Origin of the sequence: Desulfovibrio sp. UIB00, from assembly GCF_022508225.1 — a bacterium.
GTDB lineage: Bacteria > Desulfobacterota > Desulfovibrionia > Desulfovibrionales > Desulfovibrionaceae > Desulfovibrio.
The window spans coordinates 120,756-135,891 of sequence record NZ_JAETXJ010000005.1; the positions used below are offsets into that span (position 1 = coordinate 120,756).

Annotated in this window: 10 protein-coding genes; 7 read left to right on the forward strand and 3 right to left on the reverse strand. The window is 58.0% G+C overall.

Annotation, left to right across the window (positions count from 1 at the left end; translation table 11 throughout):
- Positions 1 to 22: 22 nt before the first annotated feature.
- Positions 23 to 1,912, forward strand: a complete 1,890-nt coding sequence (uvrC, locus tag JMF94_RS09755; protein WP_240824910.1) for an excinuclease ABC subunit UvrC — start codon at positions 23 to 25, stop codon at positions 1,910 to 1,912.
- 83 nt (positions 1,913 to 1,995) lie between these two features.
- On the opposite strand, the gene JMF94_RS09760 is transcribed toward uvrC, so the two are convergent.
- Both JMF94_RS09760 and JMF94_RS09765 read right to left on the reverse strand, forming a co-directional pair.
- Positions 1,996 to 2,964 carry a DUF3298 and DUF4163 domain-containing protein gene (locus JMF94_RS09760; RefSeq protein WP_240824911.1) on the reverse strand — a complete coding sequence of 323 codons (969 nt, stop codon included), beginning with the start codon at positions 2,962 to 2,964 and terminating at the stop codon, positions 1,996 to 1,998.
- 103 nt (positions 2,965 to 3,067) lie between these two features.
- Entirely contained in the window at positions 3,068 to 4,288 is a 1,221-nt protein-coding gene (locus JMF94_RS09765) for a sodium:calcium antiporter (RefSeq protein WP_240824912.1), read from the reverse strand.
- A 355-nt stretch (positions 4,289 to 4,643) separates the two neighbouring features.
- Between JMF94_RS09765 and JMF94_RS09770 the strand changes: the two genes are divergently transcribed.
- The 5 genes from JMF94_RS09770 (at position 4,644) to JMF94_RS09790 (ending at position 12,323) form a co-directional block, all read left to right on the forward strand.
- Entirely contained in the window at positions 4,644 to 5,918 is a 1,275-nt protein-coding gene (locus JMF94_RS09770; RefSeq protein WP_240824913.1) for a YIP1 family protein, read from the forward strand.
- Between the two features lie 8 nt (positions 5,919 to 5,926).
- Entirely contained in the window at positions 5,927 to 6,271 is a 345-nt protein-coding gene (locus tag JMF94_RS09775; protein WP_240824914.1) for a hypothetical protein, read from the forward strand.
- Positions 6,268 to 7,050 carry a hypothetical protein gene (locus tag JMF94_RS09780; RefSeq protein ID WP_240824915.1) on the forward strand — a complete coding sequence of 261 codons (783 nt, stop codon included), beginning with the start codon at positions 6,268 to 6,270 and terminating at the stop codon, positions 7,048 to 7,050. Before JMF94_RS09775 ends, JMF94_RS09780 begins: the two co-directional genes overlap by 4 nt.
- Before the next feature lie 525 nt (positions 7,051 to 7,575).
- Positions 7,576 to 10,575, forward strand: a complete 3,000-nt coding sequence (locus JMF94_RS09785) for a hypothetical protein (protein ID WP_240824916.1) — start codon at positions 7,576 to 7,578, stop codon at positions 10,573 to 10,575.
- Between the two features lie 548 nt (positions 10,576 to 11,123).
- Positions 11,124 to 12,323 (forward strand): iron-containing alcohol dehydrogenase, encoded by a 1,200-nt coding sequence (locus JMF94_RS09790; RefSeq protein WP_192113392.1) that lies wholly within the window; start codon positions 11,124 to 11,126, stop codon positions 12,321 to 12,323.
- Positions 12,324 to 12,602: 279 nt separating this feature from the next.
- Here the strand turns inward: JMF94_RS09790 and yedF are convergent, their stop codons facing one another.
- Positions 12,603 to 13,208, reverse strand: coding sequence for a sulfurtransferase-like selenium metabolism protein YedF (gene yedF, locus JMF94_RS09795; protein ID WP_240824917.1), 606 nt, complete (start codon positions 13,206 to 13,208; stop codon positions 12,603 to 12,605).
- A gap of 98 nt (positions 13,209 to 13,306) precedes the next feature.
- Here yedF and JMF94_RS09800 point away from each other — a divergent pair, with 98 nt between their 5' ends.
- Positions 13,307 to 14,974 (forward strand): bacteriohemerythrin, encoded by a 1,668-nt coding sequence (locus JMF94_RS09800; protein ID WP_240824918.1) that lies wholly within the window; start codon positions 13,307 to 13,309, stop codon positions 14,972 to 14,974.
- Positions 14,975 to 15,136: the final 162 nt, after the last annotated feature.

Below are 15,136 nucleotides of genomic sequence, written 5' to 3' on the forward strand. Positions count from 1 at the left end.
TTAACTCCCCATTCTTTTTGTCATGCAGAAGCCCGAATCATCCAGCATTCCCATTACTCCCGGCGTTTACCTGTACAAGGACGCCAAGGGCCGCATTATCTATGTGGGCAAGGCGCGCGTGCTGCGCCGCCGGGTGCTCTCCTATTTTCGGCCAGAGGGGCTGCCCGCCAAAACGCGGGCCATGCTTTCGCATGCCGAAAGCATTGAGTATCTGACCACCACCACGGAAAAAGAGGCCCTGCTGCTGGAAGCCAGTTGCATCAAAAAGCACAGGCCGCACTACAACATCGTGCTGCGCGACGACAAACAGTACGTGCTTTTTCGCATCAATCCCAAGCATCCCTTTCCCCGGCTGGAAATCGTGCGGCAGGCGCGGCGCGATGGCGCGCGTTATTTTGGCCCGTTCACATCCGCTCTGGCGGCGCGTGAAACGTGGAAGCTCATCCACCGCGCCTTTGCCCTGCGGCGCTGCACCGACAAGGCCATGAAAAACCGCGTGCGCCCCTGCCTGTATCATTTTATGGGGCAATGCCCGGCGCCCTGCATGGGCATGGTGACATCGCAGGAATACAACGAAAACGTGCGCAAGGTGACGGATCTGCTCCAGGGGCGTTCCGCCGAGCTGCTTGGCGGGCTACGCGCCGCCATGGAACAGGCCGCCGAAGAACTGGAATTTGAAAGGGCCGCCAGCCTGCGCGACCAGATCCGCGCAGTGGAAAGCACTGTTGAGCGGCAGGCCGCCGTGCTGCCCGGCGGCGGCGACATGGACGTGGTGGGCCTTTTCTCTGCCGACAAGGGGCTGGCGCTGGGGCTTATCTTTGTGCGTAACGGGGCGGTGACGGACGGGCGGGCTTTTTACTGGTCGGGCCTGACCTTTGAAGACGCGCCGGAGCTTTTGTGGTCGTTCATGGGGCAGTATTACAGCCAGGCCACGCCGCCCCCGCGTGTCCTGCTGCCCTGGATTCCCGCCGATCAGGAAGAGGAGCCAGCAGAAGAGGGCGACAAGACAACTGACAGTAACGGACAGGCAGGCGAAAGCGGCGCATCAACCCGCGAAACCCTGGAGCAGACTCTTGCAGACCGCCGGGGCGGAGCAGTGCGCATTGTGCCGCCGCAGAATGCGGGCGACAACCAGCTCATAGACCTTGCGCAGGCAAACGCACGGGAGGAAGCCCGTCGTCAGGAACAGAAGACGGATCAGAACATTCTGGAGCGTCTGGCAAAGGCCCTGCACCTGCCCGGCCCGCCCATGCGGATTGAATGCGTGGACGTGTCCCACACTGGCGGGCAACAGACCCGCGTGGGTATGGTTGTTTTTGAGGACGGCAAGCCCGAACGCTCGCAGTATCGGGCCTATGCCATGCCCGACAGTGGAGATGACTACGCAACCCTGTACGCCTGGGTGGCACGTAGAATTGAGAGCGGCCCGCCGTGGCCGGATTTGCTGCTCATAGACGGTGGGCGCGGGCAGCTCGGCTCCGTGCAGCGCGCCCTGCGCGAGGCAGGGCAGGAAGATCTGTTTGCCCTCGCGGCCATTGCCAAGGCCAGGGATGAGGAGGGCCATGCCGACCGCCGCGCAGGCAATGTAGCTGACAGAATTTTTGTGCCCAACCGCGCAAATCCGCTGCCCCTGCGCGAGGGCGGCCCGGAACTGCTGTTTTTGCAGAACGTGCGCGACAACACCCACCGCTTTGCCATTGGCCGACACCGCCGGGCGCGGCAAGGTGCTGCTTTGTCTGGCGAGCTGATGCGTCTGCCGGGCATCGGCCCTGCCACGGCGCGCCTGCTCTGGGACAACTTTGGCAGTGTTGAGGCCATGCGGGCCGCAGGGGTGGAGGATTTGTGCAAGATTCCCGGCATCGGCCCTGCCAAGGCCGCTCTGCTGCGCGAAAAGTTACGCGGTCTGGATTGATGGCCGCAGGCACTGACGACTGCTCACAAAAAAAGCCCCGGAAGGGGCTTTTTGCATATATGAGCGCGCTACGGCGAGGGGCGTTATTTGCCCCAGAGCAGCATCAGGGGATGCGCAGGCTGGAGTTCTTCAATGGGGATTTCCACCTTCTGCGCGCCAGCCATGCCAGGGGCCACCTGATAGGGCTGAAAGTTGATGCGTATGCCCGAGGGCGTCAGGGTCAGGCTGGCGAAGTTTTCCGGCACGGGATTAAGGCCTGTGCGCAGGTACTGCTCCTGACGCATGCCGCCCAGACGCTGGAAAAGCTCCCTGCGCGACCATGCGGACATGATGGCAAGGGCCGCGTCCGGGTCTTCAAAAATATCCACCAGCCCAAGGCGTTGGCCTGTCAGCAGGCTGTAGTTCAGGGTCATGATGTCCAGATTGCCCTGTGCGCCGCCCGTGTAGGTCCAGACTTCAAAGGTGATGCTCAGCGCCTTGTCCGAAGGATGGCTTAGAGAATAGGAACACCACAGTTCAGGAACCGGGCGGTTTTCATCCGGGTACAGACCGGGAGAATTGAAGGTTTCTTCAAAGGCGTCGGCTATGCCCGTGGCCCATTCGCGGATATTGGCGTCAACTGCGCGGATGCCGACCGAGGGATAGCTGAGATTGATATCCGGCTTGTCTTCCCGGTTGGTGCGCACGATCTGGTGTTCAATGATGCCAGGGCGGCGCGAACCGGAAATGATGGCTGCCGCAGTCTTTTCATCCGCTTTTTCCACAGCTTTCAGCGCTGGTGCGGCATCTGTCGCGGCAGGGCTGTCTTTGTCCGCATTGGCCGCTGGCAGGGGGAGCTGGCCCGCACCCGCATTGGGGTCTGCAGCGGCCAGCGAAGTGGCAGGCGTGTTCGCGGAATCCTTGCGGGCCGGTATTATTTTAATGCCCTGAGCCGGAGTTTCAGCTTTTAGTGATCCCGTTGCCTGCACTTCGGGCAGGCGGGCGGCAAGGGCGGCTTGCGCGCATGCCAGCAGCGGCAAAAGCAGAAGCAGAAAAAAGACTAGGCGGGGCATATTCATCCATTGTAGCGGTCAGAAAAGTCTGACCGACGGGGTTTTGCGGCAAAGCCCGCATGTGCTGGCACAGGAACACATGCGGGCGGTAAATACAATAGCTTTAAACCTTGAATCCTTCACGCAGGCGCAGAAGGCCGCGCCAGTTTCTGAGCAGCAGCACTGCCGCCAGCACCAGATACACCTGCGCAAAGAAATAGTGCAGGCGTAAAGGATCGTGCGCAAGCCCCAGCAGGGCTTCAACCTGGGTGTCGTAGAGAGGCGAGAGCAACTGGGCTGCAAACAGAATGAACAGCCACAGGGCCTCGCGTACATGCAGGCGCAGATCCACCAGCAGGGCCACGGCAAAAAGGGACTGCCCGGCGGTCAGTAGTATTTCCTGAAACTGGTGAGTGTCAAGGTTTATGGAAGGTGAAAGCGATCCGGATGACGCGGCGTAGACGCCGGGGATCATGCCCACAAGCAGGGTCCACTGGTTCAGTTTGGACGAAAGCAGGCTGCCCAGAGCCAGTGAAGCATTGCCCCGCGCGGCAAACATGAGGGCAATGATGAACTCGGGAGATTCAGAGGCAAGAGGCGCAAGCCATTGCACCAGCAAAAATTCGTTGATGCCCAGCAGTTTTCCGCTGGCAACCAGACTTTCGCTGAAGGGCTCGGCATTGCACAAAATGACCAGCGCCGAAAAAAGGAAAATAAGGATAACGCTGCGCAGGCGCACCTTTTTGGCAAAATGGGCCAGCAGGGCTGCGGGGCCTTCGGGTTCTTCCTCTTCCACGGGTCTGCGGGCGATAATGCAGATGTACCAGATATAGATACCCAGCAGCACTGCGCCGTCAACCCAGGTCAGCGAACCCTTGAGCGGAATAAACAGGGCGTAAATGGTTGCTAGGCCGAGAAAGAGTACGTCCGTGCGTTTGTCGTCCGGCAGGGACACCCCCGAATGGAACCGTCTGGCAAAAACAAGTACAATGGCCGACCAGCCTACGCCGATGAGCAGCCTGTTGGCCCCGGTCATGTTGGCAATGGCGTAGTGGGAGTACGCGCTTTCGGGGTGCTGGCCTGCCATCCAGGTAAAGTACATGTCCACGGCATATTCGGGCAGCACGGCGATAAAGGCCACCACAGCCACGGCTACAGCCTGCGGGATGTCCATCTGGGCCACTTCGCACGCCCAGGTGAGCAGAAAGGATGCGCCCAGAATGGCCATGCCCGAGAGCAGGGCCACCAGAAGCGGCGAAACGTCAGGGTGCAGAAAGCGTAGCCCAATGCCTGGCAGGGTCATGCCCACGGCAATGATGTAGGGGCGCAGTGCGCGAATGGTCATGCTGTTCTCCTTAAAAAATAAAAAAGACCTTGGCGATGTAACGCCAAGGTCTCACTAATCGGCTGTACCGACGGCGACACCAGGCCTGAGGCCATGCTGTTGATGTCGCCCGGGTTTCAAGAACCCAGTTACTCCCCTTGAGCTGCCAAAATAGACGTTGTTCACGGTGCTGTCAACAATTCCACCGGGCGCTCAGCGGCATGCAGCGCTGCGTAGTCAGGGACACAGGCTTTGCTGTCCGAACCATGCGCCGCATTGTTGCAAGGGGGCAGGCGGCACTTGCCAGTATGGGTGCCTGCGGCTAAAGTGACGATGAATTATGTGCCGGCGTAGTCGGCCAGCCTAGGAGCTCTTTGTGAATATTACTTGCCCGCGTTGCGGCTTCAGCCGCGAATTGCCCGCCGATCGTCTGCCCTCCAAGGCAGTTATAGCTACATGCCCGCACTGCGCCTGCCGGTTCCGTCTGGTTCCCGGCGTTGGCGTCATGGATGTGCTGTCCGAACCGGAACACCCCATTGAAAATCCTGCACACAACGGTGATTCCAAAGTCGCCGCTGCGCGGCCTGAAAAGTTGGGTGCGGAACCGCATGGGCGGGGAGCCTGGCAGTCGGGCGATGATGATCCATTGCCCCCTGGGGCCATTGTTCCCGGTCATTCCGTGCAGAAACCTTCCTATTCGGATGACGAGCGGGACGCGAGCCGTGAACCCGCGCAAAAGCCGCAGTCTGGCAGAAAATTCCCCCAGGCGGATGCTGGAGAAGAAAAGCATATAGGTAATCTGTGGGGGCTGCTGGGCGGCAAAAATATTTTTGGCCAGCGCGATGACAAAAGCAGTGAAAAGCGTGCTGGCGAAAGGGATGACGACAATCAGCAGAAACGTAATTCGCAGCGCGGACTTTTTGGCCCTGCTGACGATGATGCTGATGAAAGCCGTAATGCCAGCGCGGCCTATGCGCGTGAGTCTGCGCGTTTTGAAAACGGCCACGACGCCAGTCAGGACGATGCTCAGCACGGCCCGGCCAATCCCTGGGATGCCGCGCCTGAACCCGATGGCTGGATACCCGCCTTTTATCACACCTGCATGCGGGTCATGTTTGGCGCACACAACTTTTTTGCCCATATGCGGGCTGAATCCTCACAGGTGCGGCCGCTGGTGTTCTATCTGATCATCAGCGTGATTCAGGTTGTTATTGAAAGGGTCTGGTCGGGCATCTTTCTTTCGCTCATGGCCCCCAGCGCCGCCTCTGACCCCGAGCTGGAAAAAATGCTCATCCTGCTTTCACCCCAGCTCAGCCTGCCCATGACCATCCTGATCAAAACAGGCGTTTCTGTGGTGCAGCTCTACGTGCTGACGGCGCTGATGCATTTTACCTATGGCTTTATAACTGGCAAAAGGCCCGAATTCTCGCTGGTGTTTCAGGTGGCGGCCTATGCGGCGGCCCCCTCTTTGCTGTGCGTGGTGCCTTTGCTGGGTTCCATTGTTGGCTTTATCTGGATGGTTGCCTGCGTCCTTGTGGGTTGCCGCACGGTTCTTAATCTTACGTGGCCGCAGACCTTCATGGGTTTTGCCCCTGTTGTGCTGCTGCTCGCGCCGCTGTTGTTGCAGGTGATGAAGGCTGCACAATTCTGAGGATTGCCATGGCCCGCTTTTGGCGAAAAATTGCGCTATTCTGGCATGAATTTCGCAATTGTCGTAAATATGGCGCAAGCATCAGGCCAGACACCATTCGCGCCAAGGCCGAAGACCTTGGGCATCTGGCGGAACTGGCCGGAAGAAGTATTGCGCTGACGGAAGCGGAATCGCTCCATCTGGCCCAGTTGGAGCGGGAAATGCGCAGCCTTGTGCAGATGACCCGCCAGACCTCGTTTTGCACCATCCCGGCAGAAAAACGCCGCGATCTGCACGACAGCCTGGCGCAGGCCAGGGAAAAGCTGCTCGATTCCATGCAAAATGCATGTCTGGCCTCGGAGAAAACGCAATGAACCATCTGTATACTCGGTTTTGCGGCTTGGGCGGCGCGGTGTCGCGCCAGCGCGGGCCACTTGCGCTGGCGCTGGGCGCAGCTACAGTTCTGGCAACGCTTTTGTTTACGCTTCTGGGCGGCTGCTCTTCGCCGCCGGACGACAGCCGCAGGTCTGTGAGCGTCACCGGCGACTTTGGCACGCCTTTTCAGTTGCAGATAAACAACTTTGTGCGCCGTCAGCCTCCTGCCATTTACGTGGCTCCGCAGATGGTTCTGGGGCGGCGACCCCGCGCCCTGTTCGTGCCTTTGCGTGCCACGCAGCAGATAGCCAATGCCGTGAGCTTCAGCGAGATGCTTTCACGGCAGATATGGCAGGTCTGGCTTTCGCTCAATGCCTTTCAGGCCCTTGAGTATGCGCCGCAGGGCGCGCCGTATGAACCCTCCCGAGCCATAGCTCTGGCCCGCCAGCGCGGTGCGGAAATGGTGGTCGGGGGGTACATCAATCACTACATGGACGGCGGCAGCACCGGCTCAAGCTCGCTTTCGCTGGCTATGGAAGTGTACGACGCGCGCTCCGGCACCTTGCTCTGGTCCATGGCTCAGGGTGGCCTGATGGAAGCCCGACAGGTGCACGATTTTTATCTTTTCTCCATCAGGGAGCGCAATCCCGGCGACCCCTCGGGCTTTATCGCCCGCTCGCTGGCGTGGGATATGGGCCGCGAGGTTCTGGCCTGGGTTGATCCTTCGTCCAAGGAAAAGTCGTTCTGGGATACGGTGTTTGGCACAAAGGCCTTTTAGGTGTAGAGTAATCCGTTGTCGTTCCTCATATGGCGCATGGTTGTACTTTTTTGAACTTTCTGTGGGGTGGGCAACTGTAGTTTCAGGTTTACCTTGTGGGCTGGTTTGTCGTGCAAAGGCGGATACTGTCTGAAATATTGGAAGGATAAGCTTTGAGTCGCGGCTTTGCCATTCTGGCTTTTGATCTTTTCGGTAAGGCTGTTTTGCCGCCGCCGATAAGCTATAGACCGTCATGCGGGTTTTGCCGTCAAACAGGAGCGGGGTAGTAATGCCCCGCTCCTAACTTTTTGAGTGGTAAGGAAAAAGCTCTGTTTGACGAAGCCATTGTCACAGGGTAAGTAATAAGAAATACTAGGGCTGTTCACTCCGTCACAAGCAGGTTGCGCGCTGCTTCACCGCGCCGCATCCGTCTTGGGTTCGGCCTTTTGCCAGCAAAAGGCCGTGCAAATATGTGGGAACAGTTCCTTGCCGATCATTCCCCCAATGGATTTGGCTGAATGGGAAGCGGCAGAAAGGAGATCCGCCGTGTGCGCGAAGATGCAAGGTCTTTATTTTGACAAGCAGGACAGGGACATCCTGGCTCTGGTTAACCGTATTCTGGAATCCGACGGCAAACAGTCGGACACATTTCTTTTTGATCCCAGCCTGCATCCGCACGGCATCAAGGAACTGGTGGCCTCGCCTGTGTCGCGCATGGCGTATGCCGTCATAAACCTGCTGCGCAACCTTCAGGCGGGCCGTACACAGGCTCGCGACCGTCTGCTTGCCCTCAAGACCCTGTATGACGAAGTGCTCAACAGTGCCCACTCGGCCCTGCGGCGCAACACTGCGCGCGCCCTCATGCAGATCATGAAGAGCATGGTGCGCGCCCACGGCAACCAGCTTGAGCAGCTCAAGCTGGCGCACGACTTTCGCCGCACCGTGCAGGGTACGCCGCGCGTGGTGCGCCGCATGCTTGCGCGCTATCACCTGCCTGAAATGCCCGAAAGCTGGAATCAGCTTGCCTTTGACGACCATGTGTATGACGCCAACACCAAGGGGCGCAAAACCCCCACCCATCTGATCATGGACGCGTGGATCAAAGGGATGCGTTCCCTTACCGTGGCCTATGAATACTGGGTGCAGCCCGAGGCAGCGCGTGAAATTCTGCGTGCAGCGGAAATCACCGGTATCGGCGTGCGTATCGGCCTGGAATTTCATCTGCCTTTTTACGGGCGATTCATCAGCCTGTTCTGGATTCCCCGTGGCTTCAGCTCCAACGAGGATTTTCTGGAGTTTTTGCACAGCCCCAAGGTTGCCGAACTTATGAAGCGGGGCCGCGAGGTGCTGCGCTGGCGGCGTGAACGCGTGCTCGAAAGCCTTGCACTCTGGAACGAAATTCAGCGTCCACAGCTTGAAGCCCAGTGGGGAGTAACTGTGCCGGAACTGACCGGCGAGGGGTTTTCGCGGCATGTGGGCCGGGGGCAGGCCTCTGGCCTGCATCTTGCCGAGGCGCTGCATGCGCATGTGCAGCCATCGTTGCGTGAACGCGCAGCCCTGCTGCGCGAGAGCGATAGCGAGGAGGCCAGGGCCGAACTGGTTTTTCTGGATAACCTGAGCGCTGAATACATCGCCGACCACTGGCTTTCCCCCCTGGAACACCCGGAAATGCCCGACCTCAACAAACCCTGCGCGCACGGCGACCTGCCGCCGCTCATGCAGCTTTCTGTGGGTGATATTACCCGCGAACTTTCCGAACTGAACCCCGGCTACCGCCTTGTGCTGACCACCAAGGGGCTGAGCGTGGAAGACGTGGCGGAACTTTTGTGGGACAGCCGGGGCAGCATCAGCCATCTGGAAATTTTCAACATGCGCGGCTGGATGGAAGGCAAACACTCCTGCCTCAAGGCTATCAGCGAGTTGCAGCAAGCTCTCAATGAAGGGCTTGGCCCGCGTGTGAAGCAGATGATCCGCACGATGGTACGCCGCATGAGCACCCAGGACGAGGAGCGCGCGGCAAAGTTCCGCCATATTCTGCACAACGTGCCGAAATTGTGGGAGCACTATCGCAACAAGCCCCTTGGTTCACGCCTTGGCACAAGCTCGGTGAGCCGTGATTCTTATGGCATGGGTTTTGTGCTGCGCGAGACCCTGCCCGCCCGCAGCCGCAAATTTTACGCAAGGGATCAAAAGCAGCCGGATATTCCCGTGTGTTCGCCGGTTGAAGAATGCGTGCGTTACAGCAAACCCCGCAATCCTTCGCCCTGGCAAAAGGCCTTGCGCCTGTTGCGCCATCTGCCCGGCTGCCGCCATATGGGTATGGAACGCCAGTCTGTCTGGAAGACCGCCAGCGTGGACTTTCGCATCTGCACCAAGGGCAACGTGCTCAACCTTGGCGGCTTGAGCCTTGCCTGCGGCAACGGCCTGCTGGGCAAAACCTGCGAAAAGGGCAGCAGCGAATCTCTGGGGCCAGCATATTTCAACAGCTTTGTGAGCAACTGCCTCAAGGTGCTCATGGGCTTCTGCCCGGCGTTTTTCTCCTTTATGTACACGCAGAACTGGTGGTTCCTCGCCTGGTGCGGCACCTTTATCTGGTTTGGCATCACCGGGTTCCGTAACGTGGTGCAAATGGTCATGGCCGCCAAGGGGGCGACGCGCTCCACGCTCATTCACTGGAAAGATCAGGTCAACGTGAGCCGCTTGTGCGATTCCCTCATGTTCACGGGTTTTTCGGTGCTACTGCTCGAAATGTTGGTGCGTGTGCTGCTGCTCGATAAAACACTTGGCATTACAGCGGCCCAGAATCCCTGGGTGGTGTTTGGCGTGCTCAGCCTTGTTAACGGCATTTATTTGTGCGCGCACAATGTGTTTCGCGGTTTTCCCAAAGAAGCATCCATCGGCAATCTGTTCCGCAGCCTTCTGGCCATCCCCGTGTCGTCGCTGTACAACTGGGTGCTGTATCAGGCGGCCTTTCTGCTTGGGGTGGATAATCCGGCCATGTATCTTGTGCCGAGCGCTGCGGTTATTTCCAAGATGGCCTCGGATTCGGTTGCCGCTCTCATTGAAGGTTATGCGGACAGCCAGGTAAACCTGCGCATGCGCAGATGGGATTATCGCAGCAAGCTTGCCAATGTTTTTGACTGCTACACGCGGCTGGAATTGCTGTTTCCTGACGAAGACGCACTGATCAAGCTTGCGAAACCCGGCGGCCTGCAGGGCAGCGGCGGGGTGATGGGCAAGGAGCTTGAACGGGCTTTCATCATTAACGCCCTTGACCTCATGTATATATGGTTCTACCAGCCACGTGCGCAGGATGCATTCCGGCAGATTGCCAGAACCATGCCTGAGGCTGACCGCAATGTGCTTGCACGGGCGCAGCTTGTGCTGACGCGTGAGCGCGAGGTCAGCCAGATGCTGGTGGACGGATTGCTTGGACGTAATTTCTCCCGGCCACTGGCTTTTTACCTCGATAAGCGGAAAGAATATCTGAGGCGGTTAAGCCGCCTGTGCCGTCCGGGAAAGATGCGGGAGCCGGTAACCTTCTGAAACCGATCTCCGCCGATACCGGAAGGCCAGAGTAGGCAAAGGATAGCAAGGGAACAGGTATTGCCTGCTACGCGGGCGTCATCTGAATAAAATCATACAGCGGGCGCGGCTTTTGCCTTTGCGCCGGGCACAGGGCGCTCCTGCCTGACAGGCAGCGCCAGTACACACCGGAAGTATGGGAACGACGCGGTTCCCGTCTTCAAACCACCGTTGCAGGTACGCTTGCTCCGGTGGTTTTTTGTTGTTGCGGCAAAAGTACAAGGTAAAACTGTTAGTGATCTGTTTTTTCACGTTTTTATTTTAAGCGAGTGCATTGTGTGGTCAATCAATCAAAGATGTGCTTGTGCAAAAAATAATTTTTCACTCTAGTTGCTTGTGCAAAAAGGAACATTTAAATGTGAAACTAAAAGGAAAAAAAGAACTAACTAAATGCTGTGTTATGCTTGCATTGGTTTTTTATATGGTATATTTTTTTCCACAGGAGTCTTTCATACATACGACAGAGCATTTCACACTGATATCGTTCTGTATAACAAAAGGAGTTACGAATGAGTACGGATCTTAAGAGCATGCATATGGGTCAGATCACCTCGTTCTTTATCCCCAACGTCACCCTGGTGGGCGAGGGATGTTCCAAAGAGATTCCTGCTCGATTGAAGAGCATCAATGGTGCGAAGCCGCTGGTTGTAACTGACCAGGGTATCGTCAATGCCGGTATCCTTAAAGTGATCACCGACATCCTTGATGCCGCCAAGATGAAGTATGCCATATACGATAAGACCATCCCGAACCCCACGGATAAAAACGTTGCAGAAGCTTTTGACCTGTACAAAAAGGAAAAGTGCGACAGCATCGTTACCCTTGGCGGCGGCAGCTCGCATGACTGCGGCAAGGGCGTAGGCTTTTTGGCTGGCAACGGTGGCAAGATTCATGACTATGAAGGCGTGGACAAGTCCAAAAAGCCCTTCCCCCCGTATGTTGCTGTTAATACCACCGCTGGCACCGCCTCTGAAATGACGCGTTTCTGCATTATCACCGACACCTCGCGCAAGGTGAAAATGGCCATTGTTGACTGGCGCTGTACCCCCAGCGTGGCCATTGACGATCCCGTCCTGATGATGGGCATGCCCCCGGCCCTGACCGCAGCCACCGGCATGGACGCCCTGACCCACGCCGTGGAAGCCTACGTTTCCACTGCCGCCACGCCCATGACCGATGCCTGCGCTGAAAAGGCCATGGAATACATCAACCGGTACCTGCGCCGCGCCGTTGCCAACGGCCGGGACAAGGAAGCCCGCGAAGGCATGTGCTATGCCCAGTATCTGGCTGGTATGGCCTTCAACAATGCCAGCCTCGGCCACGTGCACGCCATGGCTCACCAGCTTGGCGGCTTCTATGACCTGCCCCACGGCGAATGCAACGCCATTCTGCTGCCCCATGTGTGCGAATACAACCGCATCTCCAGCCGTCGCCGCTTTGGCCGCATTGCCCAGCTTCTGGGCGAACTCACCCAGGGCATCAGCGCTGACGAAGCCTCTCGCAAAGCCATCACCGCCATCAACATCCTGTCCAAGGACGTGGGCATCCCTGATGGCCTGATCGCCCTTGGCAAGAAATACGGCAAGGAAGTACGCGAAGCCGATATCCCCACAATGACCGCCAACGCCCAGAAGGACGCCTGCGGCCTTACCAACCCCCGCTCCATGACGGATGCGGCTGTGGCGGCTATCTACAAGGCGGCCCTGTAATACAGTGTCCTCCAGAATGTAGGCCGTTTGCCTGATCCCCCATTGCGGGGCAGGCCTTTGGCAGACATCGCGGTATGAAAAACGGCGCGGACTTTCCGCGCCGTTTTTCTTGCTCTTTGCGTTGTGCTCTACGGCAAGCCTCACGGCGCATTTTTGTTCCGCGTATCTGGCGGGGTATGAAATGAAAAACTGCGTGGCTTTGCCCCATAACAAAAAAGCGGCATGGAACCCATGCCGCTTTTTGCGTGTTAAGGCAGCCCATGCCCGAGGGGCAGGGGCTCAGGGACGGATGACTTTGTCTGCCAGGTCAAGGCTGGTGACAATATCAAGCATGTTTGAGGTGTCGCCCACTTGCTTGGCTTCCAGCAGACCAAAGTGCGCAAGGCAGGTGCCGCACACAAGCACAGAAACGCCATCGGTTGCCATTTTTTTCAGGGCATCCAACGCAGGGCCAGGCTGGGATGCAAGTTTAACGCCGCCGTTGATCAGTACAATACGCCACAGGCGAGGCCCGAGCTCCGGCAAGGTTGCCACAAAATTGCCCATGAGTTTGGCGCCCAGCCCGTCATCGCCACGGCCAATGGTCTCAGTGGTGATGAGTACCAGCGTCCGGTTGGTTTCACCCAGAGGGCGTGATGCTTCTTCGGCCTGCTGCGGAGCGGATGCCGCAGATTCACCAGCACTCGCCGTGATGCGCCAGCAGTCGGGGCCTTCCTGGCTGGCAGCAACAGTAAAGCCGCGACCTTCCAGAAAGCGCCGCACGTTTTCCCGGGCAGGCTCGTTGTCCACCAGTACTTCCAGGGCATTTGCTCCTGCTGCCAGGGCGTCGCGGGTGCGCATGACGGGCTGGGGGCAGGCCAGCCCTCTGCAATCAAATTGTTCCATGAATATCCTCCTGAGCATGATATCTGCGATTTACAACTATTAGGGGTAAGGGTAGTTAGAAAAAAGCCGATAAGCAAGACAAACTAAGGTAGGCATATATGGGCATTGCGCTTCAGGTAGTAATCATTGCCGCTTTGGGCGGTTTGGCCGCTTTGGGTGGTATACAGGGTATAAGCTGGCTGGTGGTCGGCATTATTTTTGTCTGCGCCGGTGCAAACATCTGGCTCTGGCTGAGCGGGCGTTCCCGCGCTGCCCGTCTGGCACAGTATCTGGAGGCTCAGACTTCAGCGCCAGCTGCTGATGGCGATGTGGAACAGCGGGCCATGCAGTGCATTGAAAGCCTGCGTGAAACGCTGAAAACCAAGGCGGACGCTCAGGTTGTGGAATCCTTGCAGGCGCAGAACAGCGAACTCGCCAAGCAGCTCAAGGAATCTGAGGAACTTGTCGTAACCTTGCGCGGGCGGCGCGAAAAGGGCGTTATCGCCCTGCACAAGGCCCACTCGGTGTGCACCAGACTTTCTGGCGACATGCGCAAGCTTGCCAGCCTCATTACGGACGTGAACGGCGGCGTTGCCGTGCAGCGTGACAGGCTGGAGGAAACAGGCGCGGCAATGGAGCGCGTGGCCGATTCTGCCAGTCAGGCCTCCCTGCGTGTGCGTGAACTTTCCGAGAGCGCCCAGAATTCAAGCGCCAGCGCAGCCACGGGCGAGCAGGAAGTGGAAGGCGCTGTTGGCTCCATTGACAGTGTGCGTGACACCATCGTGCAACTCAAGGAAGCCATGGCTGGTCTGGGCGAAAAAGCTAGCAATATCGGTCAGGTCATGAGCGTCATCAACGAAGTGGCGGATCAGACCAATCTGCTGGCCCTCAACGCCGCCATTGAAGCGGCGCGCGCTGGCGAGGCCGGGCGCGGATTTGCCGTGGTGGCCGACGAGGTGCGCAAGCTGGCTGAAAAAACCATGGGTGCCACCAAGGAAGTCGAGGAGGCCGTAAAGGCCATTCAGGATGAAACACGGCGTAATGTGCTGACTGTGGACAAGGCCGCGCAACTGAGCGTGGACGCGGCAGACAAGGCCACCAATGCCGGTGATGTGATGCGTACTATTCTGCAAAGCATGGCGGATACCGCCGGGCACCTTGCCAGCATCGCTGCCGGTGCCGCCGAGCAGTCCGAGCAGAGCGCCGGAACCAGCGGAGCGCTGGAAGAAGTCCGAGAGGTGGCAGAGAGCACCTCCAAAAACATGGAGATGTTTACTGCCTCGCTGCTGACGTTCCAGAGCGGCATGGAAGAGCTGGATATGATCGTCAATGCGCTTGTTGCAGGCGACTTTGATCAGGCCCTCTCCGACAAGTTCGTGGAGTGGACGCCCAAGCTTGAACTGCATGTGCCCCTGGTGGACAGGGAACACAAGCTGCTGGTGGAATATATCAACGAACTGCATCAGGCCATGACGCATAACAAGCCTGTGTCTGAAATGATCACGGTGCTCAAAAAGCTGCGCGATTACACGGCCACCCACTTTGGCGATGAAGAAAGGCTGTTCAATGTTCCCGCCTACAAGGCCGCAGCGGAGCATATGAAGATTCATAAAAAGTTTGTCGCCAAGCTGGATGAGGTGGAAGAGCAGTTGCGCATGGGCACCGCCACTGTGAGCATGGATCTGCTGACCTTCCTCAAGGATTGGCTGGTACAGCACATCATGGGCACAGACCCCACCTATTTGCCCTACCTCAAGCCTGAGGACAAGGAACCCGCTAAGCGGTAGTCATAAAATCAAAGATTTTTTATGCAAGCAAAGAAGCCCCGAAAGGGGCTTTTTGCTTGCGTGCGGAACCCTACAAAAAAGGGGCCGTCACGCCGGGCATGCGTGACGGCCTCTGTGCGCAGGTGGCGCTTCAGAACAATATTTCTTCCTGTCCCCTTTCTG

Coding starts and splice junctions, on each gene's coding strand:
- JMF94_RS09780 (WP_240824915.1), top strand. CDS start 6,268: ATGAACCATCTGTATACTCGGTTTTGCGGCTTGGGCGGCGCGGTGTCG.
- JMF94_RS09800 (WP_240824918.1), top strand. CDS start 13,307: ATGGGCATTGCGCTTCAGGTAGTAATCATTGCCGCTTTGGGCGGTTTG.
- yedF (WP_240824917.1), bottom strand. CDS start 13,208: ATGGAACAATTTGATTGCAGAGGGCTGGCCTGCCCCCAGCCCGTCATG.
- JMF94_RS09775 (WP_240824914.1), top strand. CDS start 5,927: ATGGCCCGCTTTTGGCGAAAAATTGCGCTATTCTGGCATGAATTTCGC.
- JMF94_RS09760 (WP_240824911.1), bottom strand. CDS start 2,964: ATGCCCCGCCTAGTCTTTTTTCTGCTTCTGCTTTTGCCGCTGCTGGCA.
- JMF94_RS09790 (WP_192113392.1), top strand. CDS start 11,124: ATGAGTACGGATCTTAAGAGCATGCATATGGGTCAGATCACCTCGTTC.
- JMF94_RS09765 (WP_240824912.1), bottom strand. CDS start 4,288: ATGACCATTCGCGCACTGCGCCCCTACATCATTGCCGTGGGCATGACC.
- uvrC (WP_240824910.1), top strand. CDS start 23: ATGCAGAAGCCCGAATCATCCAGCATTCCCATTACTCCCGGCGTTTAC.